This is a genomic window from Pontibaca methylaminivorans (assembly GCF_900156525.1).
Taxonomy (GTDB): domain Bacteria; phylum Pseudomonadota; class Alphaproteobacteria; order Rhodobacterales; family Rhodobacteraceae; genus Pontibaca; species Pontibaca methylaminivorans.
Genome location: NZ_FTPS01000001.1, coordinates 819,633 through 841,627, shown reverse-complemented (window position 1 = coordinate 841,627; position 21,995 = coordinate 819,633). Strand labels below are relative to the sequence as shown.

Sequence of the window (21,995 nt, the reverse complement as noted above, 5' to 3'; positions counted from 1 at the left end):
CCATGATCGAATTGCAGGGCGTTGGCGTAACCCGGGGCGAGCGCGAAATCCTTTCGGGCATCGACCTTGCTCTGGCCGAGCGGCGCATCGGCATCATCGGGCGCAACGGTTCGGGCAAGAGCACGCTCGCGCGGCTTCTGAACGGGCTCGAGGCGCCAACGCGGGGCCGGGTCACGCTCGACGGGAAGGCCGGCGGCAAGGCGCTGCGGCGACAGGTGGGATTCGTGTTCCAGAATCCCGACAACCAGATCGTCTATCCGATCGTGCATGAAGATCTGGCCTTTGGCCTCAAGGGGCTGCGGCTTGGCGCCGAAGAGGTGCGGGCGCGGATCGACGCGGTGCTTGACCGTTTCGGCATCAGTCATCTGCGCAACCGCCTGACCCATGAACTGAGCGGGGGCGAAAAGCAGATGATCGCGCTTGCGGGCGTCATGGTCATGGATCCGCGGGTGATCGTGCTCGACGAGCCGACGACGCTGCTTGATCTCTGCAACAAGCGCCGCTTCATGGAGGCGATCCGGGCGCTTGATCAGCAGGTGGTGATGGTGTCCCATGACCTCGATCTTCTGGCCGATTTCGACCGCGTGCTGCTGATCGCGGAGGGCGGCATCCGGGCCGACGGTCCGCCCGCGGCGGTGATCGCGGAGTACGTCGCGGGGGCGAAATGCTAGGCGGCGGTCTTTATGTCTTTGGCGACAGCCCGCTGCACCGGGCGCGGCCGCTGGTCAAGATCGCGGCGCTCGTGGTGTTCTGCACCACGGTGTTCCTGATCAGCCACTGGGCGGTCATTGCGGCGGCTGCGGCTCTGGTCGCGGCCGGCATCGTCACCGCGCGCCTGCCGCTGCGCGCGGTTTTCGCGGTGCTGCGCCCGGTGCTCTGGGTGCTGGCCGCGATCTTTGCCGCCCAGGTCTGGCTGGCCGGTCCGCAGGAGGCCGCCTTCGTCATCTCCCGCTTTGCGCTCATGATCCTTGCGGCGGCGCTCGTCACCCTGACCACCACGGCGGGCGAATTCGTCGAGGGGATCGAGGCGGCGCTGAAACATGCGCCGGCCTTCGTGCCGAAGGAGCGTATCGCGCTGGTGATTTCACTCAGCCTGCGGTTCATCCCGCTGGTGAACAGCGTTGCCGAAGAGGTCCGGCAGGCGCAGCGGGCGCGCGGTCTTGATCGCAATCTGGTCGCGCTTGTGGTGCCGCTGGTAGTCAGGATGCTGAAACAGGCCGATGCCATGGCCGAGGCGATCGAGGCGCGCTCAGTCGAGTGACGCGCGCGGCCTGCCGAGCGGGGCCGGGCAGACCGGGTGGAACAGCCCGGCACTGTCCTCGCCCAGCAGCCAGAGCGTATCGACGGTGAACCGCGCCGGCAGAAGCGGGCCGAGCCGGGCGGAGAGAACCTCATGGACCGCGGCGAGATCGTTCCGCGCAAGGCGTTCGGTCAGCGTGATGTGAAAGCGGAACCGCTCCATCACATGCGGATAGCCCCACCGCTGCAACAGCTCCTCGCCCCGCGCGTCGAGCCCGGCGCCGCGCCGGCGCGCAAGGTCCGCCGCGTCCTCAGGCGCGCGAAGATGGTCAAACCCGCGCACCACCTCGGCGGCAAGATCGGAAAGCGCGGTGGCCTGTGTCCCGCCCTCGGGGCCGGGCACAAGGGCGAGGAACCGCCCCAGCGGCGCAAGCCGCAGCCCCTGAACGCCGACCGGGGCAAGCCGGGCCGCGAGCGCCCGGAGGTCCGCGCAGAGGGTGGTTTCGTCCACGCCCCGGGCCGGGCGGAATGGCGCCCTGATGGTCGCGTGCAGGCCGTAACGGCGCGGGCGGGCGGTGATTTCGGCCGGCGGGCGGGGCAGGGCGGGCCAGTCGGGATGCGCAAGCGACACGTCCTGCAGAACGTCGCGGCCAAGCCAGGCAGTGGCCAGCCGCGCCCAAGGCGCGCGCGCGGGATCGGGCAGGACATAGACGGCGTAGCGGCGGAATGGCGGCACGGGTGCGGGCCTCCGGGCGGGATCAGGCCGGCGAAGGACAACATCTTTGCCCGGGCAATGGCAAGTGGGCGTCGGGCGGGCTCAGTCGGTCGGCAGGCTTGCGCAATGTGCGCCGCCCGATGCCTGCCCCGAGCCAAGCGCGAGCATGGGCGGCGCCTGGAACGGGTTCGGCGCGGCGCTCGTCGCGACGTCGAGCAGCATCAGCCCACCGATGAAAAGCAGCATCGCGAGCGCGACGAGGTATCGGCTCCCGCGCATCATCGGCGTTCGAGCCCGAGCAGGGGCCGCAGCCGGAGGCCCGCCGCGCTGCCGGCGAAAGCGGCGGCGAACCACGCCCAGCCATGCAGCGATCCGGTTGAAATGCCGCTGAAAAAGGCACCCACGTTGCAGCCGAAGGCAAGGCGCGAGGAATAGCCGAGCAGAAAACCCGAGACGATCACCGCGACCCAGGCGCGCAGCGGCAGGTGCGGCAGCTTCTGCGCAAGCCCGCCGCGCCATGCGGCGACCAGCAGCGCGCCCGCGATGATGCCGAGATTGGTGAGCGAGGTCACGTCGGTCAGGATGCTCGCCCCGAGCCGCTCACTGTTGCCCGCAGTTCCCCAGAACGCGTTCTGGCTGAGGTCGGCGCCAAGCGCGACCGCCCCCTTCGCAGCCCAGAGGCCGAGCCCGTAGACCACGCCCCAGGGCTGGCCCGCGATCGCGAGGTTGGCCAGCGCGAACACGGCAATCAGGACGGCCGCGATCCACATCCGGCGCGGAATCCGGCGCGTCCCGGGGGCGGCGATGGCCAGCAGCAGCGCCGCCACCGCCGCAAGCGCAAGAAGCGTGACGACAAGCCCGCTTGTCCCGGTAAAGGCCACCACCGGCGCCGAGCCGAGCGAGGTCCACCACAGCAGATGGCTGGCGCCGAAAAAGCTCCCGATGGCGAAGAAGGGCAGCGAAAGAAACCCGATCGGGTTGCCGCTGCCGGCGTTGACCAGCGTTCCCGAACCGCAGCCGAGCACGACCTGCATGGCTGCGCCGAACACGAAGGCGCCGCCGACCATGGCCCAGCCGACCGGTGCGATGGCGCCGATCATCTCGTCCGGGCGCGAATCGAGCAGCGGAAAGGCGATGATCGCGACCAGCGCGATGGCCACCAGTTGCGCCAGAATGCCGGCCGGTTCGCGGCGAAGGATCATCGCCCGCCACGGCCCGGCAAAGCCGAAGCGACACGCTTCGAGCGTGATGCCGAAGCCGAGCCCGACCGCCAGCAGCAGCCCGAATCGCGCGCCCGCGAACAGGGCGACCGCGAGGCAGACGAAAAGCGCGGCCCCGATCAGGGCCGTGCGCTTGAGAAAACCACCGGATACGGGCGCCGAAAGCGTTTGGTCGCTCATGCCTGCCTCAGAAATCAGTTGCCCTTGATCTGGTTCCAGAGGTTCTGGAGCCGCCCCGGCACGTTGCTCATGGCATGGTTTTCATCCTGCGACCAGCCGACCATGGATTCGGGATAAAGCTTCACGCCTTCGACCCCGGCAAGCTCGCTCAGGGCAAACCAGTTGGTCGCGGCCCAATGGCCGGTGTTGCAGAAGGAAACGACCTCGGTGTCCGGGGCGATGCCTCCGTCCTGCGCGATTCCTGCGGCGGCCGAAGCATCGATGAGCGCGCCATCGCCCTGAAACCAGCTGGAATGGGGCAGATCGCGCGAATCGGGCAGCGTGCCCGGACGCGCGGCGGCGGGGTGGGCCTCCTCGCCCTTCCAGAAGCTTTCGGGGCGCGCGTCAAGCAGCAGCGCGCCGGACTCGCCGTCGATCGCCGCCTGCACATCGCCCGCATCGGCAAGCCATTGGTCGGAAAGGGTCACCTCGATGTCGCTCGGGTTCGGGGTCACGGCCTCGGTGCTGAGCGGCAATCCCGCTTCCTTCCAGCCGTTGACGCCGCCGTTCAGGATTGCAAGCTGGCTCACGCCGCTTGATTTCAGCGTCCAGTATACCCGCGCTGCAGCGCCGAAATCGGTGTCGTCGCTGCCCTGGTGGACCACGACCACCGGCTGTTCGCGGCTGATGCCGAGTTCGCGGAACCTGCTGGTCAGCGTCGCGTCATCGGGCACGGCACCCGGATTTTCGGCCGGGCCGCGGAACAGTTGATAGGGCGCGTTCACCGCACCCGCGATATGGCCGCCGCCATAGCCGTCCTCACCTTCGCCGCGGATATCGAGCACGAGTGGCGCCGCGTCTTTCCCGACCAGCGCGGAAAGCTCCTGCGGGGTGACGAGCGGCCCGAAATCCGCTGCTGCGGCAAGGGTCGGCCCAAGGGCGAGCGCGACAGCGGCGGCGGTGAGGCTGAACGGAAAGGTCATGGAAGAAATCCTCCGTGATATACGTGACGCGAAGTGCCACCCGGCAGGCCCCGAAACAAGGGCGGTGCCGGTCTGACGCGATGCGGATACGGGAACGCCGTTCCGCGCCCGAAATGCCGGAAGGGCGTGCGTTTCGTTGGGGCGGGAAATAGAGAACAACATTCCGAAATTCACGCCGGCGCGACATGGAGATCCTTATTCGGCGATTTTTCAGCCGGTCCCGCGACTCGGTCACGGCCGGCCGGGGCGGGCTTGAACTCTCGCCTCGCGGACCCGATCTTTGAACAGGGGAGCCGATCCGCCAGCCGGAGGACATGAATGGCGAAGGACAGCGTCTCGAAGGAAGCGAAGCAGCGCGATTCGAACGCTGCGGGCGGTTCCTGCGCCCGGTCGTTCAAGGCGGGGGCGGAGACCGACGACGCGGCCCACGACCGGCTGGAGGCCGGGGATCTCGCCCGTCTCATCGACCGCACCGCCCATGCCGCGCTGGCCCGCATGACGCTCGGGCTGTCGCCCGCCGCGCTCTGGAGCGCCTGGTCCGACTGGGGGCTGCACCTCGCCGCATCGCCGGGCAAGCAGATGGAACTGGCCGCGAAGGCCGCGCGCAAACAGGCGCGGCTCTGGCACTATGCGACCCGCTGCGGGGCCGTCGGGCACCGGCACACCCCGGCCTGTATCGAGCCGCTGGCGCAGGACCGCCGCTTTTCGGGCGAGGCCTGGCAGCGCCCGCCCTATAACCTGATCTATCAGAATTTCCTGCTGACCCAGCAATGGTGGCACAACGCCACGACCGGAATCAGCGGCCTTTCACGGCAGCATGAAAACGCGGTGTCCTTTGCCGCGCGCCAGATTCTCGACATGTTTTCGCCGTCGAATTACCTCGCGACCAATCCCGAGGTTCTGGAACGCACGGTCGAGGAACGGGGCGCCAACCTGCTGCGCGGCGGGCAGGCGTTTCTGGATGACTGGCAACGCGCGCTGGTCGGCCAGCCGCCCGCCGGGACCGAGGGTTTCCGCGTGGGAGAGAACCTTGCCACCACTCCGGGCAAGGTCGTGCTGCAGAACCGTCTGATCGAACTGATCCAGTACGAGCCCACGACCGGCACCGTGCACCCCGAACCGGTGCTGATCGTGCCGGCCTGGATCATGAAATACTATATCCTTGATCTTGGCGCGCAGAATTCGCTGGTGCGTTGGCTGGTCTCGCAGGGCTACACGGTGTTCATGGTGTCCTGGAAGAATCCCGATGGCGATGATCGCGACCTGGGCATGGCGGATTACCGCAGGCTCGGCGTGATGGAGGCGCTCGACGCGGTGCAGGAGATCACCGGCGCGGACCGGCTGCACGGGGTCGGCTACTGCCTTGGCGGCACGCTGCTGCAGATCGCGGCCGCGGCGATGGCGCGCGATGGCGATGACCGCCTCGCCACCATGACACTGCTGGCCGCGCAGGCCGATTTCAGCGAGGCGGGCGAGCTCATGCTTTTCATCAACGAAAGCCAGGTCGCCTTCCTTGAGGACATGATGTGGAGCGAGGGCTACCTCGCTTCGGAGCAGATGGCGGGCGCCTTCCAGTTGCTGCGTTCGAACGACCTGATCTGGTCGCGGCTCCAGCGCGAATACCTGCTGGGTGAAAAGGCGCCGATGTTCGATCTCATGGCCTGGAACGCCGATGCGACCCGCATGCCCTATCGCATGCACAGCGAATATCTGCGCCGCCTGTTCCTCGACAACGACCTGTCGATGGGCAATTATCATGTCGATGGCCGCGCCGTGGCGCTGAGCGACATCCGCATGCCGATCTTTGCCGTCGGCACCGAAACCGACCATGTTGCGCCTTGGCGGTCGGCCTACAAGGTGCAGTTGCTGACCGAAAGCGACGTGACCTTCGTGCTGACCAGCGGAGGGCATAACGCCGGGATCGTGTCCGAGCCCGGCCACCCGCGACGCCACTACCGGATCAGGGAAACCCTGCGCAGCGAGCCCTATCTCGATCCCGAAAACTGGCTGCTTGCCGCCGAGCGCAACGAGGGCTCCTGGTGGACGGCATGGGGCGACTGGCTGGCCCGCCGGAGCGGCGCTCCCGTCGCGCCGCCACCCATGGGCAGCCGGGCCTTGCCGCCGCTCATGGATGCGCCGGGCAGCTATGTCCTGCAGGAATGAGGCAAAGGAACCTGAACGGATCTCGTACGGGGCGGGGGACATCGGACAAGGAGAGAAGGATGGCCCGAAAAGACGATGACCGCAGGCCGCAGGGCATTGCGGAACTGTTTCAAAGCACCCGCGACATGATGGAAGCGACGCCGGCCGCGGGGATTCAGGCGCGCGAGTTCTGGGAGCGGCAGGAACGGATCCTGGCCGAATCCGAGACCTTCGCCAGAGCCTGGTTCCGTCGCCGCAACGAGGCCACGCAGGCCGCGGTTCATGCCTGCGAGAAGCTGGCCGGCAGCGGATCGGGCAACCCGCAGAACGTGATCGAGGTGCTGTCCGAATGGCAGCGCGGTTCGCTCGAGCGGATGACGACCGATGCGCGCGAATATGGCGAACTGCTCGCCCGCTGCAGCGGAGTGCTGTTTGCGGGCTTCGCGAGCGCGGGCGGCTTTGGTGCGGCTGCGGACGGCAAGACCGGCAGGGGGCGTGACACCCGCTGAACCGGCGATTGCGCGGGCTGTATGTGCCGGCGGTCATGTGACGGAAATGTAATGCGTTCCCTGCGCGACGACACGTTGTTCGCGGTAGCGACGCTCGGGTGATATGATGCGGGATTTGCGCGAGGGGGAAGCCTGTGCCGCTCCCGCCCTTACGCCAGGCGCGCGTCGCGGTGCACCGCGCGATGTCGGCCGGTCCGGTGAAAGCGGCGCTCGACCGGGGGCGGCAGGTCCGATGGTTTCGGCGAGGGCGCCGCTGCCGGAAAACGGGACAGCCCGGCATCGGTCGTTCCCGATCGCACGTGGCGCGACAGGCGACAGGCAGCCGGCGGAACCCGCTCCTGCGCAAAACAGCGCCTGCAGGAACGGTCAGCGCCAGTAGTTGTTCGCGGCGGCGACGGTCTGGAAATGCGTGGCCACCACGGCGGACACCGCGATCAGCGAATCGGCATTCGCTTCGTAATCCTTGCGCAACTCGTCGCGAACCCGGGCATCGCCCTGGGTCAGCTTGACCGCGACACGCGCCAGCTTGACCGCAAGGTCATACCCCGCCTGCGGATCGGGGGTGATCAGGGTTTCCAGCCATGTCTCGCTCATCTCGCGCTCCTTGAATATTCATATCGGGCCGATTGCCGCACCGGATCGGTTGCTGTTGCGGCCTCTCGTTTGCGGGCCGTTCGGGCATTATCGCGGCGCGTTCTCCAAGCCCCCGCTTCGCCCGCCCGGCGGCACGGGGTTTCCGGCGGCCCCTACCGGCTTGCGGTATAACCGTTTCCCGGGTTCCACCTTGCCTGCGGCGCGCCGCGGTCCCCTGGTGCCGGGGCGGTCGGGTGCAGGTTATGGCGGAGGTCCGATTCGCGCCAGACGTGTGTTGTGCCGCAACTCGCAAAATTCCGGGCGCTCGAACCCGGCATCGCACCGCTGGGGACTGTTGCGCGCGATGCCGGGAGAGCCGCCAGCCCGTGGCAACAGGATTGTTATCGGCGCATTCCATGGCGCTTTCATGACATTGGCGAGGCCCTCCGACGGCCGGTGCCCCGGATTTCGAGAATGAGACAAAGCCTGTTGCCGGTCCCGTCCTGCCCGTAATGCACGCCCCGCACCAGGGCCCGGATCAGTTGCCAGCCGAATCCCCCCTCCGAAAGCCGGCCGTCCGGCCCGCCCGACGCGCAGGGCGGAGCGGGGCGGCAGGCAAGGGCGGCCTGCGGTATTTTCCGGCCGCGGTCGTGAATGTCGATGAAAAGCCGCCTTCGCCCGACCGGGGCGATCCGCACCGAAATCGCCTCCCCCATGCCGCAGCAGCCGTGTTCCACGATGTTGTTCACCGCCTCGGCAAGCACGATCTGAAGCGCATCGCCGTCATCGGCCCCGACCCCCGCCCGGGGCAGCCACAGCGCAAGCTGCACGAGCAATCGGCGCGCATCGGGCGCGGTCGGCGGAATCGTCATGGCAAAACCGCCCCGGGCACGCGCCCGCAGGTCACTTTCCGGCGGCACGCAGGGCATCGTTCACGGTCGGGTAAATCGCAAAGACGCTGTCCATGCGCGTCAGGCGGAACACCTTTTCGACGAGCGTGCCAAGCCCGGCCAGCGCCATCTGCGTTTCGCCAAGCTGTTTCATCGTCGCGATGATCGCGCCGAGCCCGCTCGAATCGATGAATTCGACCTGCTCCAGGTCGAGGATCACCAGATCCGGTGCATCGCCGATACAGGCCCGCATCGCTTCCTTGAAGCGGATCACGCCGGCGGCATCGATTCGCGTGGATTCGACCCGCACGATGCGGATCCCGCCCCGGTCGATACTGCTTAAAGGCACTGCGATGCTCCTCTTGCGTGATGGTTCGCGAAAAGCCTAGCGCGAGAATCTTACCGGAAGGTGTCCGCGGACATGCCGCCGCGTTTTCGGCCATATCGGACCTGCCATATCCGCGGCCGATGGGGCAGGATCGTCCCGGACTCCGCGCCGGACCGAACGAGACACGAGGAAGACCCCATGAAGCCAGTCCCCGAAACCGCCCGGGTCGTCATCATCGGCGGCGGCATCATCGGCTGTTCGCTTGCCTATCACCTGTGCCGGCTTGGCTGGCGCGAGGTGGTGCTGTTCGAGCGCCGGAGGCTGACCAGCGGCACCACATGGCATGCCGCCGGGCTGATCGCGCAGCTTCGGGCGACCGACAACATGACCCGGCTCGCCCGCTACAGTCAGGAACTTTATGGCGAACTCGAGGCCGAAACCGGGCTTGCGACCGGCTTTCGCCGCGTCGGTTCGATCACCGTGGCGCTGACCGCGGAGCGGCTCGAGGAACTCCAGCGCCAGGCGGCGATGGCGCGCAGTTTCGGCGTCGAGATCGAGGAAATCACGCCGGACGAGATCGGCGCGCGTTATCCGCACCTGAACCGCGACGGCGTGCGGGGCGGCGTGTTCCTGCCCCGGGACGGGCAGGGGGATCCCGGGAATATCGCCCTCGCGCTGGCAAAGGGCGCGCGCCAGCGCGGCGCCGTGATCTTTGAGCAGACCGAAGTGACCGGGATCACCCGCAAGGGGCGGCGCGTGAGCGGCATCGACTGGCAGCGGCCGGGGGGCGAGCGCGGGCACATCGCCTGCGAGGCACTCGTGAACTGTGCCGGCATGTGGGGGCGCGATGTCGGGCGCATGGCTGGGGTGAACGTGCCGCTGCAGGCATGCGAACATTTCTACATCGTTTCCGAACCCATCCCCGGGCTCGGCGCGCTGCCGGTGTTGCGGGTGCCGGACGAATGCGCCTATTACAAGGAGGACGCGGGCAAGATCATGCTCGGCGCTTTCGAGCCCCATGCCAAGCCCTGGGGGCCGATCCCGCCGGATTTCGAGTTTGACCAGCTGCCCGAGGATTTCGACCATTTCGAGCCGATCCTCGAAATGGCGGTCAACCGGATGCCGATGCTGGGGGAGGCCGGAATCCACACGTTCTTTAACGGACCCGAAAGCTTTACGCCCGACAATGCCTATCACCTGGGGCTTGCGCCCGAGGCCGACAACGTCTGGATCGCGGCGGGGTTCAACTCGGTCGGGATCCAGTCCGCAGGCGGGGCCGGCATGGCGCTCGCGCAATGGATGGAGGACGGGGAAAAGCCTTTTGACCTGAGCGACGTGGACATCGCGCGGGCGCAGCCGTTCCAGCGCAACCGCCGCTATCTGCGCGAACGCGCGAGCGAGACGCTCGGCCTGCTTTATGCCGATCACTTCCCGTTCCGCCAGAAGCAGAGCGCGCGCGGCATCCGGCGCAGCCCCTTTCATGCCGAACTCTCCGCACGCGGCGCGGTGTTCGGCGAGGTCGCGGGCTGGGAGCGCGCGAACTGGTTTGCCCGCGATGGGCAGGCGCGCGAATACCGCTATAGCTGGCGGCGGCAGAATTTCTTTGACAACGTCGCGCGGGAACATGCCGCGCTGCGCAGCGGGGTGGTCATCTACGACATGTCCTCCTTCGGCAAGCTGCGCGTCGAAGGGCCGGAGGCGGAGCGGTTCCTCGATCGCGTCTGCGGGGCCGATGTGGCGGTTCCGGTCGGGCGGATCCTCTATACGCAGTTCCTGAACCATCGCGGCGGGATCGAGGCGGACGTGACCGTCACGCGCATGTCCGAATCGGCCTTTCTCGTCGTCACCCCGGCGGCGACCCGGCTTGCGGATGAAACCTGGCTGCGCCGTCATCTGGGCGAACACCGGGCCACCATCACCGATGTGACTGCGGGCGAGGGGGTGCTGGCGGTGATGGGCCCGGGGGCGCGTGAACTCATGCAGGCGGTGTCGCCTGACGATTTCTCGAACGTCGGCTTTCCCTTCGGCACCGCGCGCGAGATCGAGCTTGGCCTTGCGATCGCCCGGGCGCACCGGATGTCCTATGTCGGGGAGCTCGGCTGGGAAATCTACGTCAGCGCCGACATGGCCGTGCATGTCTTTGAAACACTGTGGGAGGCGGGGCAGGGCCTCGGGCTGACACTCGCCGGGATGCACATGATGGATTGTGCGCGCATGGAAAAGGGCTTCCGCCATTTCGGCCATGACATCACCTGCGAGGACCATGTGCTCGAGGCGGGGCTCGGCTTTGCCGTCGCCATGGACAAGCCGGATTTCATCGGCCGCGACGCAGTGCTGCGCAAGTGCGAGACGGGGCTCGAACGCCGCCTCATGCTGTTCCGCCTCGAGGATTCCGAGCCGCTGCTCTACCACCACGAGCCGATTCTGCGCGATGGCGACATCGTCGGCTATCTGACCTCGGGCGCCTATGGCCATCACCTCGGCGCGGCGCTTGGAATGGGCTATGTGCCCGCTGGGGGCGAAAGCGCGGCCGATCTGCTGGCCTCGAGCTATGAAATCGACGTGGCGGGCCGGCGCGTGGCGGCGATGGCGTCCTTGCGGCCCTTCTATGATCCGGCTTCGCGGCGCATGCGGGGCTGAGGCATGGCGACAAAATGGCGAAAACGTGGCGCAGACATGGCTGAACCGTGGCAGAGCCTGACATAACGATGGCAAAGCCGCGCCTTGTCCTTCCCGGGGCGGATTACGCACCGCCCGCGGGGCCGGTGCATCTGCTGCATGTGGATGACAGCCTTGTCGTGGTGAACAAGCCCTCGGGGTTGCTGTGCGTGCCGGGAAAGGGGCCGGCGCTGTCTGATTGCCTGATCGGGCGGCTGCGGGCGCTGTTTCCCGATATATTGCTCGTGCATCGGCTCGATCGCGACACGTCGGGGGTGATGGTTTTTGCGCGCAACCGCCGCGCCCAGCGCCACCTTGGCCGCCAGTTCGAAAAGCGGCGGGTGGAAAAGACCTATGTCGCGCGGATCGCCGGGCGGCCGGGGCTGTCCTCCGGGCGGATCGACCTGCCGATGATCGCCGACCTGAGTGACCGCCCGCGCCAGAAGATCTGCCTTGCCACGGGGCGCGCGGCGCAGACCGCGTGGCGGGTGCTTGCCGCGGACCACGGCAGCAGCCTCGTGCGGCTGCACCCGGCGACCGGGCGCAGTCACCAGTTGCGCCTGCACATGCGCGCGCTCGGCCATCCGATCCTGGGCGATCCGCTTTATGCGACCGGCGCCGCGGCCGGGGCGCCCCGTCTCATGCTGCATGCGCAATCGCTCGGCTTCCGTCACCCGGACGGGGGCGCACCCTGCGAGTTCAGCCGGCCCGCCCCGTTCTGACTTCCGCGCCGGCGCGGGCGTTCAGCCGCGCGGCCAGCCCGAGACCGATTTCACCTCGAGAAATTCGCGAATGCCCCAGACGCCGCCTTCGCGCCCGGTGCCGGAGTGCTTGATGCCGCCGAAAGGCGCGCCGGGGGCGCGGTCATACCCGTTCATCTCGACCATGCCCGAGCGCAGGCCGCGCGCCAGCCGCCGGGCGCGTTCGGGATCCTGCGTCTGTACATAGTTCGTGAGCCCGTAATCGGTGTCATTCGCGATCGAAAGCGCCTCGTCTTCGGTCTCGAAGGGAAGGATCGAAAGCACCGGGCCGAAGATTTCCTCGCGCGCGATGGTCATGTCGTTGGTCACGTCGGCGAATACGGTCGGGCGCACGAAATAGCCCTTGTTCAGCCCCTCGGGGCGCCCCGTGCCGCCGGTCACAAGGCGCGCGCCCTCGTCGATACCGGCTTGAATCAGAGTCTGGATACGGTCCCATTGCCGCTCGTTCACCACCGGGCCGATGTGGTTTCCGCCCTCGTGCGCACTGCCGACCGCGACCGCACCGGCAAGCAGCCCGGCAGATTCGACCGTCCTGTCATAGATGTCGCGCTGCACCAGCATCCGCGTCGGCGCGCTGCAGGACTGGCCCGAATTCGACATCACGTCGCAGACCCCGCGCTTCACCGCCTCCTGATCGGCGTCGGCAAAGATCAGGTTCGCACCCTTGCCGCCAAGCTCCAGATGCACCTTTTTCAGCGATTGCGCGGCGTTGCGGCAGATGTCGCGCCCGGCGCGGGTCGATCCGGTGAAGCTCACCATATCCACCCCCGGATGTTCGGCAAGCTGCGTGCCGACGCCCGTTCCGTCGCCGTTCACGAGGTTGAACACACCGGGCGGAAAGCCCGCCTCGTCCATGCATTCGGCAAAGATGAGCGCACTCAGCGGGCTTTCCTCGGACGGTTTCAGCACCATGGTGCAGCCCGCCACCACCGCCGCGCCGACCTTGAGCGTGATCTGGTTCATGGGCCAGTTCCACGGGGTGATGAGCGCGGTGACGCCGATCGCCTCGTGCAGGATGCGGTCATCGGGCGCCCAGTCGCCGAGCGGCCCGTCAAAGACGAAACCCTGCGCCGCACGCAGATAGTTCGTCAGGTGAAAGAGCCCGGCCGCCACCTGCGACCTGCGGGACAACTCGATCGGCGCGCCCATTTCGGTGCTGATCGCCTGCGCCAGATCCTCGCCGCGTGTGCGATAGATGTCGATCAGCCGCTCGAGCAGGCGGAGCCGCTCCTGCGGCGGCGTCGCCATCCAGTCCGGCAGCGCCGCGCGCGCGGCGGCGACGGCCGCATCGGTATCGGCCTGCCCGCCAAGCATGATCACGGCGCAGGGCTCTTCCCGGCTCGGGTCGATCACGTGATGCTCCTTCCCGTCGAGCGGCGAGACCCATTTCCCGTTTATGTAGAAAGAGCGTTTCTCGATCATGGAGCGCAATCTCCGTATCTGGAATGATGTTCCGCCACCGGCTGTGAAGCAGGAACAATATGCCATTGACCCACCCCCCGGACAAGCGGAGGGGATGAAAGGCTTTCGTCAAAGGTTTAGATTGGCCGCAGATATCGAGTCGAACAATCAAGAATGGAAGGAATGTGCCATGAGCCTGCGCATCAACGATGTGGTGCCCGATTTCACCGCCCAGACGGATCAGGGCGAGATCCGCTTTCACGACTGGATCGGGGACAACTGGGCAATCCTGTTTTCCCATCCCAAGGATTTCACGCCGATCTGCACCACCGAATTCGGCGCCACGGCGCAGATGGCCGGTGACTGGGCGAAATACAACACCAAGGTGATCGGCATCAGCGTGGATGGTGTCGAGGAACACAAGGGCTGGAAGACCGATATCGAGAAGGTCGCGGGCTGCAAGGCCGATTTCCCGATCATCGCCGACGAGGATCTGAAGATCGCCAAGGCGTTCGACATGCTGCCCGCCGACGCTTATCTGCCCGACGGGCGCACCCCCGCCGACAGCGCGACCGTGCGCAACGTCTTCATCATCGGGCCGGACAAGAAGCTCAAGCTGATCATGGTCTATCCGATGAATGTCGGGCGCAACTTCAACGAGGTTCTGCGTGCGCTGATCGCGCTGCAGACCGCGACCGGCGAAGGCGTGTCGATTCCGGTGAACTGGAACCCGGGCGACTCCGTGGTGATTCCCGGCACCCTGAGCGACGAGGACGCAAAGCGGAAATACGGTGAGGTCGAAACCGTCCTGCCCTATCTGCGCAAGGTGAAGCTCCCTGGCTGAACGGGCAGCTCGGGCTTGTTGACCGCATGACGGCCGGCGCGGGAATACCGGCGCCGGTTTCCGCCCGCAACGGCGCGGTGGCCTGCGGTTTTCCCGCCAACCTCTTTTCTTCCGGCGGAGCTTGCGTTTTACAGGAGCGTGTCCCGGCAAAAGGCCGCCGGACCGGACAGAGGGCAGGACGAGGGCGGATGAGATGACCATGTGGGTTTTCGGGTATGGTTCGCTGCTGTGGCGGCCGGGGTTCCCGGTTGCGGCGCGCGAGGTCGCGCGGCTTGCGGGGTACCGCCGTTCCTTCTGCATGCGCTCGATCCACTACCGCGGCACCACGGATGATCCGGGGCTCGTGCTCGCGCTTGAAGCGGCGGCGGGGGCGGAATGCAGGGGCATGGCGCTCGCGGTCGCGCAGGGCCATGAGGCGGCGACGCTCGACATGCTGCGCGAGCGCGAACTGATCTCCTCGGCGTATCTCGAGCGCGATCTCGACGTGACGCTTGCCGACGGGCGCGAGGTGCGGGCCGTCACCTATGTGATCGACCCCGATCACCAGCAATACTGCCGGGATCTGACGCTCGAAGAGCAGGCGCATATCATCGCCCGTGCCGTCGGCAAGAGCGGCCCGAACACCGAATACCTGTTCAATACCGCGTCCCATCTGGCCGAGGCGGGGCTCAGCGATCCCGACCTCGACTGGCTGAGCGAGCGCGTGCGCCTGCTCATACCCGCGCAGCCCGGATAAACCCATGGCCGCAACGTCCCGTTTCCGATAGGCTGCGCGCGAGCAGAAACCTGTCGGGAAAAGCCACATGGCGCAAACACACCACAGGAACGGGGCACATTTCACTCAGCCGGTCCGGCAGATCCTGTCGATGATCCTCGTCCTCCTTCTTGCCGGCGGTGCGATCACCCTCGTGCTGCCGCGTATCCTGCCGGTGTTCGAGGCCAACCCCTATCTCAACGGATTCATCTTTTTCGTCTTTGTCATCGGGGTCTTTGCCTGTTTCTGGCAGGTGAGCCAGCTTGCGCGCTCGGTGTCCTGGATCGAAAGGTTCGTGGAGGGCTATCGCGACGAACAGCGCGCGGTTCCGCAGCTTCTGGCGCCGCTTGCGGCCCTGCTGGGGCAGCGCTCGGAGGCGACGCAGCTTGGTGCCGCCTCGGCCCGCTCGATTCTCGATTCCGTCGCCACGCGGATCGACGAGGAACGCGAGATCACCCGCTATATCGTCAATGTCCTGATCTTTCTCGGGCTGCTCGGCACGTTTTACGGGCTCGCGACCACCGTGCCCGCCGTGGTCGATACCATACGCAACCTTTCTCCGCAGGAGGGGGAAGAGGCGCTCGCGGTGTTCAACCGTTTGATGGGCGGGCTCGAATCCCAGCTTGGCGGCATGGGCATCGCCTTTGCCTCGTCGCTGATGGGGCTTGCCGGTTCGCTGATCGTCGGGCTGCTCGAACTGTTCGCGGGGCACGGGCAGAACCGGTTCTATCGCGAACTCGAGGAATGGCTGTCGTCTTTCACCCGTGTCGGGATCGCCGCCGGCGAGGAAGGGACCGGCAGCGGCGAGGTGATGGTTTTCCTGCTCGACCAGATCGCCGGCCGGATCGACTCCATGGCGGCGCAGGCCACGGCCGACCGGGCCGAACTCGTGAACCGGCTGGGCGCGATCAGCGAATCGCTGGCCGCCATGTCGCCCCGTCACGACGATACGGCCGCCCGGGGGACGGCGGATGCGCTCATGCGGATTGCGCTGTCGCAGGAACAGTTGCTCGACCTGCTGCAGGAACGCTCCACCGGTGAGGGGCTCGATGCCGAAAGCCGGATGCGTTTGCGTTCGATCGACGTGCAGATGCTGCGCATCCTCGAGGAAATCGCCGTCGGGCGGCAGGAAAGCCTGGCCGAGATGCGCAAGGATATCGAACACATGCTGCGCGTGGTCGCGCAATCCCGCCCCGTCATCCCGGGGCGGGAAGAGGTGCGCTAGACCATGGCGCTCCAGCGGCGCAGCGGCCAGCGTTTCCAGACGTCGATCTGGCCGGGTTTCGTGGATGCCATGACCGGGCTTCTCCTGGTGCTGATCTTTCTACTGACGATCTTCATGGTGGCGCATTTCGTCCTGCGTGAAACGGTGAGCGGGCAGGAAAGCGAACTGGATGCCCTGAGCGGCGAGCTTGGCACGCTGTCCGAGGCGCTCGGGCTCGAACGCAGGCGGGCAAGCGATCTCGAGGCGCGGCTCGGCACGCTGGCTGATTCGCTGGCGCTGGCGGAGGGGAAGCTTGAACAGCAGGACAGCCAACTTGTCAGCCTGCAGGCGCTGCGCACGGCAGCCGAGGACCGCGCGCAGGCGCTGGAGGACGAACTCGCCGGGCAGGTGGCGCTCGCCGAGGCCACGCAGGAAGAGCTCGAGACCGATCTGGCGCGGGCCCTCGACCGGCTTGCCCTCGCCGAGGAGTTGAGCGCAAGGCAGGAACAGGCCCTGCAGGCGGCGGACGAGGCGCAGCGCGAAAGCGAGGTCGAGGCGCAGGCCCGGCTGGCCGAACAGCAAGGGATCGCCACCAGGGCCGAGGCGCGCCGGCTGCAGCTTGGCCAGCAGGTCGCGGCGCTGCGCCGCCAGCTTGGCCAGTTGCAGGCGCTGCTCGACGATTCGAAAGAGCGCGACCAGGAGGCGCAGGCGCAGATCGAAAACCTCGGGCAGGATCTGAACGCGGCGCTGGCCCGCGCGGCATCGGAAGAACGCCGGCGCCGCATGCTCGAGGAATCCGAGCGCGAACGGCTGGCGAAGGAGGCCGAGGAACTGCGCCGCCAGGCCGAGGATCTGGAGCGCTACCGATCGGAGTTCTTCGGCCAGTTGCGCGAACTGCTGAGCGGTCAGGAAGGCGTGCGCATCGAGGGCGACCGTTTCGTGTTCTCGTCCGAAGTCCTGTTCCCCTCGGGGAGCGCGGACCTGTCGGAAAAAGGGCGCGAGCAGGTGGCGCGGGTGGCCGGCATCCTGCGCGGCATCATCGACGACATCCCCTCCGACCTGAACTGGGTGATCCGCGTCGATGGCCATACCGACACCACGCCGCTGAGCGGCAGCGGGCGCTATTCCGACAACTGGGAACTGAGCCAGGCGCGGGCGCTTTCGGTCGTGCGCTATCTGAGCGGCCCGCTGGGCCTGCCGCCCGGCCGGCTGTCGGCCAACGGGTTCGGGGAATTCCAGCCGGTTGATTCGTCGAACACGGCGGAGGCCCGGGCACAGAACCGCCGGATCGAACTCAAGCTGACCGAGAAGTGAATCGCCCCCCCCGGGCAGCGGGGGAACACCGGAAGCGGCACGACCGAACATGACACGCAAAACATGACATGAAAAACCCCGCCGTGATGTTCACGGCGGGGTTCGGTTCAAAAGGCCCGGATCACTCCGCGGTCAGGAGCGGGGGCTTGTGCCCGGCGAGCCGCGGCTGGTCCTTGCCGTCGATCTGCAGAACGAGTTCGCCGTTCTCGACCGCCACCTTGACCACACCGCCCTTGGCGAGCTTGCCGAACAGGAGTTCTTCGGCAAGCGGCTTCTTGATGTATTCCTGGATCACGCGGCCCAGCGGGCGCGCGCCCATCCGGTCGTCATAGCCCTTGTCGGCCAGCCATTCCGCAGCCTCGTCGCTCAGTTCGATACTGACGCCGCGATCCATGAGCTGCGCCTCGAGCTGGAGCACGAATTTCTCGACCACCTGCAGGATCACCTCGCGCGGCAGCGGCGCGAAAGAGATGATCGCATCCAGACGGTTGCGGAACTCGGGCGTGAAGGTGCGCTCGATCGCTGCCATGTCCTCGCCCTCGCGCTGGTTGCGGCCAAAACCGATCGCCGCCTTGGCCAGTTCTGCCGCGCCGGCGTTCGAGGTCATGATGAGCACCACATTGCGGAAATCGACCGTGCGCCCGTTGTGATCGGTCAGGCGGCCGTGGTCCATCACCTGCAGCAGGATGTTGTAGACATCGGGGTGCGCCTTTTCGATCTCGTCCAGCAGCAGCACGCAGTGTGGATGCTGATCGACACCATCCGTCAGCATGCCGCCCTGATCGAAGCCGACATAACCCGGAGGCGCGCCGATCAGGCGCGAAACCGCGTGTTTCTCCATGTATTCCGACATGTCGAACCGCAGAAGCTCCACCCCGAGCGTATCCGCAAGCTGGCGTGCGACCTCGGTCTTGCCGACGCCGGTCGGGCCGGCGAACAGGTAGTTGCCGATCGGCTTTTCCGGCTCGCGCAGACCCGCGCGCGACAGCTTGATCGCGCTCGCAAGCGCCTCGATCGCCTTGTCCTGGCCAAACACCACGCGCTTCAGCGACCCTTCCAGATCCTTCAGCACCGCGGCATCGTCCTTGTTGACGTTCTTCGGCGGGATGCGGGCGATCTTGGCCACGACGGCCTCGATCTCGCGGGTGCCGATGGTCTTGCGGCGCTTGGATTCGGCCACCAGATGCTGTGCCGCGCCGGCCTCGTCGATCACGTCGATGGCCTTGTCGGGCAGCTTGCGGTCGTTGATGTAGCGCGCCGAAAGCTCGACCGCGGAACGCACCGCATCGGCGGTATAACGCACGCGGTGGTGATCCTCGAAATAGGGTTTCAGCCCCTTCAGGATCTTGATCGAATCCGGGATCGAGGGCTCGTTCACGTCGATTTTCTGGAACCGGCGCGACAGGGCGCGATCCTTTTCGAAATGCTGTCGGAACTCCTTGTAGGTGGTTGAACCCATGCAGCGCAGCTTGCCGCCCTGCAGCGCGGGTTTCAGCAGGTTCGAGGCATCCATCGCCCCGCCCGAGGTCGCGCCGGCGCCGATCACGGTGTGAATCTCGTCGATGAAGAGCACCGCGTCGGGATGCGCCTCGAGCTCGGTCACGACGGCCTTCAGCCGTTCCTCGAAATCGCCGCGATAGCGGGTGCCGGCCAGCAGCGCCCCCATGTCGAGCGAATAGATCGTGGTCTTGGACAGCACCTCGGGGGTTTCGCCGGCGATGATCTTGCGCGCCAGCCCCTCGGCGATGGCGGTCTTGCCGACGCCCGGATCCCCGACCAGCAGCGGGTTGTTCTTGCGCCGCCGGCACAGCACCTGGATGCAGCGCTCGACTTCGGCCTCGCGCCCGATCAGCGGGTCGATGTCGCCGGTGCGCGACTTGGCGTTCAGGTTGACGCAGTATTTGCCAAGCGCGCTTTCCTTGTCGTCGCTCACGGCTGAAACCTCGGCCTCTTCTTCCTCGATCTCCTCGGCTCCCTTCACCGTGCGGCTTTCGCCATAGGCGGGATCCTTGGCGACGCCATGGGCGATGAAATTCACCGCGTCATAGCGGGTCATGCCCTGTTCCTGCAGGAAATAGGCGGCGTTGCTCTCGCGTTCGGCAAAGATCGCGACCAGCACATTGGCCCCGGTCACTTCGGTGCGGCCGGAGGATTGCACATGGATCGCGGCGCGCTGGATCACGCGCTGGAAGGCGGCGGTCGGCACCGCTTCGGAGCCGTCGATGTCGGTCACGAGATTGCCGAGATCGTCCTCGACGAACTCGCTCAGCACGGTGCGGAGCGCGCCGAGATCGACGCTGCAGGCTTTCATCACGCGGGTTGCATCGGGCTCGTCCAGCAGCGCCAGAAGCAGATGCTCCAGCGTTGCGAATTCGTGCCGCCGCTCGTTCGCCTGTGCGAGCGCGGCGTGGATCGCCTGTTCAAGTGTGCTCGAAAATGAAGGCACGGCGTGCTCCTCTCTTCTGCGTTGGGGGAGGGCGTGGAAAGGGATGGACCCTTCTTGGCCAGCTCCGCGGCCAACTTGATCTTATATGAATTAGAGTTTGGTTGATCGGGCCGCGTCTTCAAGTGTTTTCTTTCCCGAACCGGTCACATTTGCCGTTATCGCCAATATATCCTGCTCCGCACCCTGTTCCGCATCCTGCGTGCCGCATCCGCCGGGGCTGCGGATCAGAAGCGATCCTTGCGCCCGCGCAGCTCCGCAAACACCTCGGCCGCCGGCGTGCCCGCGCCGAGCCCGACCGCGCCGGCAAGCGCCGGCTCTGCGGCCCGCAGGAACGGGTTGGTCGCCAGTTCGAGCGCAAGCTCCGACGGCACGGTCGGGCGGCCATCTTCGCGGGCCCGGGTGATGTCCCCCACACGGGCTTGCAGCGCCGCATTCCCCGGTTCGACCGAAAGCGCGAACCTGCCGTTGGCGGCCGTGTATTCATGACCCGAACAGATCAGCGTATCCGCGGGCAGGGCGGCGAGTTTGGACAGGCTCTCCCACATCTGCGCCATGGTGCCCTCGAAGACGCGCCCGCAGCCGAGCGCCATGAGGCTGTCGCCGGTAAAGGCCACGCGGCTCTGCGGAAAATGAAAGGCGACATGGCCGAGTGTATGGCCCGGCACCGCGATCACCGTGCCCCGCTGCGCGCCGATCATTACCTCGTCGCCCTCGGACACCGCAAGGTCGAGCGGCGGCAGGCGGTGGACATCGGCGCGCGCCCCGACAACACGGGCCGGATGGGCCGCGAGCAGTTCGTCCAGCCCCTGCACATGGTCCGCGTGGTGATGGGTCAGCAACACGTGATCCGCCCGCCAGCCCCGGTCCTGCAGGGCCGCGAGAATCGGCGCGGCCTCGGGCACGTCGATCACGGCGGTTTCGCCGCTTTCGGGATCATGGGCGACAAAGGCATAGTTGTCGGACAGGCAGGGAATCGTCAGAACCTGCAAGGGCATGGCGTTTCGTCCTTTCGCTGATAGACTTCGCCGGTCGAGACTGGCGCAACGGGCAGGCGTGCGCAATGCATCAGGATGTGCAGGATCTTCGCAGCTTCTACTACCGCAGCACGCTCGGGCGGGCGGCGCAGGTCTCGATTCGCGACCGGCTGCTGGAGATCTGGCCCGAGGCCAAGGGCCAGACCGTCGCCGGATTCGGTTTTGCCGTGCCGCTGCTCACGCCCTATCTGTCCGAGGCGCGGCGGGTGATCGCACTCATGCCCGCGCCGCAGGGCGTCATGCACTGGCCCGCGGGGCTGCCGAATGTCTCGGTCCTGGCCGAAGAGACGCGCTGGCCGATCGAGACCGGGCGCCTCGACAAGCTGGTGCTGCTGCACGGGCTCGAGGGGTCTGAACATCCCTCCGATCTGCTGGCCGAATGCTGGCGCGCGCTGGGCCCGGGGGGGCGGGCGGTGTTTATCGTGCCGAGCCGCGGCGGGCTCTGGTCGCGCAGCGATGCGACGCCGTTCGGCTATGGCCAGCCCTACACGCCCGGGCAGCTCGAGATCCTGCTGAAGCGCCACGGGTTTACCCTTGGAACCGCACGTTCGGCGCTGTTCCTGCCGCCCACCGGCCGGCGATTCTGGTTGCGGTCGCAGGGGCTGATGGAGCGGCTCGGGCGCTGCCTGCCGTCGATGCTCGCCGGCGGCGTCGTGATGGTCGAGGCGATGAAGCGCCTGCCGGCGCCGGGGGGGCGGATCCGGGCCGAGCGGCGGCGCCAGCCGGTCGGAGCGCTCAAGGGCGTGACGCGCCCGGCCTGACAGAACATGCCGGTATGTGCCGCCAAAACCGGGATGTTCCCCAAGGTGTTCCAATGCACC

Annotated in this window: 21 protein-coding genes; 11 read left to right on the top strand and 10 right to left on the bottom strand. The window is 66.9% G+C overall.

Features of this window, described 5'->3' with window-relative positions; translation table 11 throughout:
• Positions 1-2 precede the first annotated feature (2 nt).
• Positions 3-671, top strand: a complete 669-nt coding sequence (locus tag B0B01_RS04095; RefSeq protein WP_076647783.1) for an energy-coupling factor ABC transporter ATP-binding protein — start codon at positions 3-5, stop codon at positions 669-671.
• Positions 665-1,261: an energy-coupling factor transporter transmembrane component T family protein gene (locus B0B01_RS04090; RefSeq protein WP_076647781.1), complete on the top strand. Its 597-nt coding sequence runs from the start codon at positions 665-667 to the stop codon at positions 1,259-1,261. Before B0B01_RS04095 ends, B0B01_RS04090 begins: the two co-directional genes overlap by 7 nt.
• Here the strand turns inward: B0B01_RS04090 and B0B01_RS04085 are convergent.
• From B0B01_RS04085 to B0B01_RS04070, 4 genes are all read right to left on the bottom strand, one after another.
• On the bottom strand, positions 1,250-1,975 hold the full coding sequence (locus B0B01_RS04085; protein ID WP_076647778.1) for a DUF1045 domain-containing protein: 726 nt from the start codon (positions 1,973-1,975) through the stop codon (positions 1,250-1,252). The two genes, B0B01_RS04090 and B0B01_RS04085, sit on opposite strands and share 12 nt — an antisense overlap.
• Positions 1,976-2,056: 81 nt before the next feature.
• Entirely contained in the window at positions 2,057-2,236 is a 180-nt protein-coding gene (locus B0B01_RS04080; RefSeq protein WP_076647775.1) for a hypothetical protein, read from the bottom strand.
• The gene (locus B0B01_RS04075) at positions 2,233-3,354 is read right to left on the bottom strand and encodes a YeeE/YedE thiosulfate transporter family protein (protein ID WP_076647772.1); all 1,122 of its coding nucleotides are present in this window, start codon (positions 3,352-3,354) and stop codon (positions 2,233-2,235) included. The genes B0B01_RS04080 and B0B01_RS04075 overlap by 4 nt, the downstream gene beginning before the upstream one ends.
• A gap of 14 nt (positions 3,355-3,368) precedes the next feature.
• Positions 3,369-4,316, bottom strand: a complete 948-nt coding sequence (locus B0B01_RS04070) for a sulfurtransferase (protein ID WP_076647769.1) — start codon at positions 4,314-4,316, stop codon at positions 3,369-3,371.
• A 318-nt stretch (positions 4,317-4,634) separates the two neighbouring features.
• Here B0B01_RS04070 and B0B01_RS04065 point away from each other — a divergent pair, with 318 nt between their 5' ends.
• Both B0B01_RS04065 and B0B01_RS04060 read left to right on the top strand, forming a co-directional pair.
• The gene (locus B0B01_RS04065) at positions 4,635-6,479 is read left to right on the top strand and encodes a PHA/PHB synthase family protein (protein ID WP_083946030.1); all 1,845 of its coding nucleotides are present in this window, start codon (positions 4,635-4,637) and stop codon (positions 6,477-6,479) included.
• A 59-nt stretch (positions 6,480-6,538) separates the two neighbouring features.
• Positions 6,539-6,967, top strand: coding sequence for a phasin family protein (locus tag B0B01_RS04060; protein WP_076647766.1), 429 nt, complete (start codon positions 6,539-6,541; stop codon positions 6,965-6,967).
• 366 nt (positions 6,968-7,333) lie between these two features.
• On the opposite strand, the gene B0B01_RS04055 is transcribed toward B0B01_RS04060, so the two are convergent.
• The 3 genes from B0B01_RS04055 to B0B01_RS04045 all read right to left on the bottom strand — a co-directional run bounded on the left by B0B01_RS04055 (position 7,334) and on the right by B0B01_RS04045 (position 8,779).
• Positions 7,334-7,561, bottom strand: a complete 228-nt coding sequence (locus B0B01_RS04055) for a hexameric tyrosine-coordinated heme protein (RefSeq protein ID WP_076647764.1) — start codon at positions 7,559-7,561, stop codon at positions 7,334-7,336.
• A gap of 404 nt (positions 7,562-7,965) precedes the next feature.
• Entirely contained in the window at positions 7,966-8,412 is a 447-nt protein-coding gene (locus B0B01_RS04050; protein ID WP_159438954.1) for an ATP-binding protein, read from the bottom strand.
• Positions 8,413-8,443: 31 nt separating this feature from the next.
• A complete protein-coding gene (locus B0B01_RS04045; RefSeq protein WP_076647758.1) occupies positions 8,444-8,779 on the bottom strand; it encodes an STAS domain-containing protein in 336 nt (111 codons plus the stop codon).
• A gap of 177 nt (positions 8,780-8,956) precedes the next feature.
• Here B0B01_RS04045 and B0B01_RS04040 point away from each other — a divergent pair, with 177 nt between their 5' ends.
• Together B0B01_RS04040 and B0B01_RS04035 are read left to right on the top strand one after the other, a co-directional pair.
• Positions 8,957-11,398 (top strand): GcvT family protein, encoded by a 2,442-nt coding sequence (locus B0B01_RS04040; protein WP_076647755.1) that lies wholly within the window; start codon positions 8,957-8,959, stop codon positions 11,396-11,398.
• 68 nt (positions 11,399-11,466) lie between these two features.
• On the top strand, positions 11,467-12,138 hold the full coding sequence (locus B0B01_RS04035) for an RluA family pseudouridine synthase (RefSeq protein WP_076647752.1): 672 nt from the start codon (positions 11,467-11,469) through the stop codon (positions 12,136-12,138).
• 21 nt (positions 12,139-12,159) lie between these two features.
• On the opposite strand, the gene B0B01_RS04030 is transcribed toward B0B01_RS04035, so the two are convergent.
• On the bottom strand, positions 12,160-13,599 hold the full coding sequence (locus B0B01_RS04030) for an aldehyde dehydrogenase family protein (protein ID WP_076647749.1): 1,440 nt from the start codon (positions 13,597-13,599) through the stop codon (positions 12,160-12,162).
• A gap of 169 nt (positions 13,600-13,768) precedes the next feature.
• Between B0B01_RS04030 and B0B01_RS04025 the strand changes: the two genes are divergently transcribed.
• The 4 genes from B0B01_RS04025 (at position 13,769) to B0B01_RS04010 (ending at position 17,694) form a co-directional block, all read left to right on the top strand.
• Positions 13,769-14,422, top strand: a complete 654-nt coding sequence (locus B0B01_RS04025) for a peroxiredoxin (RefSeq protein WP_076650041.1) — start codon at positions 13,769-13,771, stop codon at positions 14,420-14,422.
• A gap of 193 nt (positions 14,423-14,615) precedes the next feature.
• Positions 14,616-15,158: a gamma-glutamylcyclotransferase gene (locus tag B0B01_RS04020; RefSeq protein ID WP_076647746.1), complete on the top strand. Its 543-nt coding sequence runs from the start codon at positions 14,616-14,618 to the stop codon at positions 15,156-15,158.
• 67 nt (positions 15,159-15,225) lie between these two features.
• Entirely contained in the window at positions 15,226-16,401 is a 1,176-nt protein-coding gene (locus B0B01_RS04015) for a biopolymer transporter ExbB (RefSeq protein WP_076647743.1), read from the top strand.
• A gap of 3 nt (positions 16,402-16,404) precedes the next feature.
• Positions 16,405-17,694, top strand: a complete 1,290-nt coding sequence (locus B0B01_RS04010) for a peptidoglycan -binding protein (protein ID WP_076647741.1) — start codon at positions 16,405-16,407, stop codon at positions 17,692-17,694.
• A 121-nt stretch (positions 17,695-17,815) separates the two neighbouring features.
• On the opposite strand, the gene clpA is transcribed toward B0B01_RS04010, so the two are convergent.
• Together clpA and gloB are read right to left on the bottom strand one after the other, a co-directional pair.
• Positions 17,816-20,140, bottom strand: coding sequence for an ATP-dependent Clp protease ATP-binding subunit ClpA (gene clpA / locus B0B01_RS04005; RefSeq protein ID WP_076647738.1), 2,325 nt, complete (start codon positions 20,138-20,140; stop codon positions 17,816-17,818).
• Between the two features lie 224 nt (positions 20,141-20,364).
• Positions 20,365-21,135 (bottom strand): hydroxyacylglutathione hydrolase, encoded by a 771-nt coding sequence (gene gloB, locus B0B01_RS04000; protein WP_076647735.1) that lies wholly within the window; start codon positions 21,133-21,135, stop codon positions 20,365-20,367.
• Positions 21,136-21,200: 65 nt separating this feature from the next.
• On the opposite strand from gloB, the gene B0B01_RS03995 reads away from it, so the two are divergent.
• Positions 21,201-21,935 (top strand): class I SAM-dependent methyltransferase, encoded by a 735-nt coding sequence (locus B0B01_RS03995; RefSeq protein ID WP_076647732.1) that lies wholly within the window; start codon positions 21,201-21,203, stop codon positions 21,933-21,935.
• Positions 21,936-21,995: the final 60 nt, after the last annotated feature.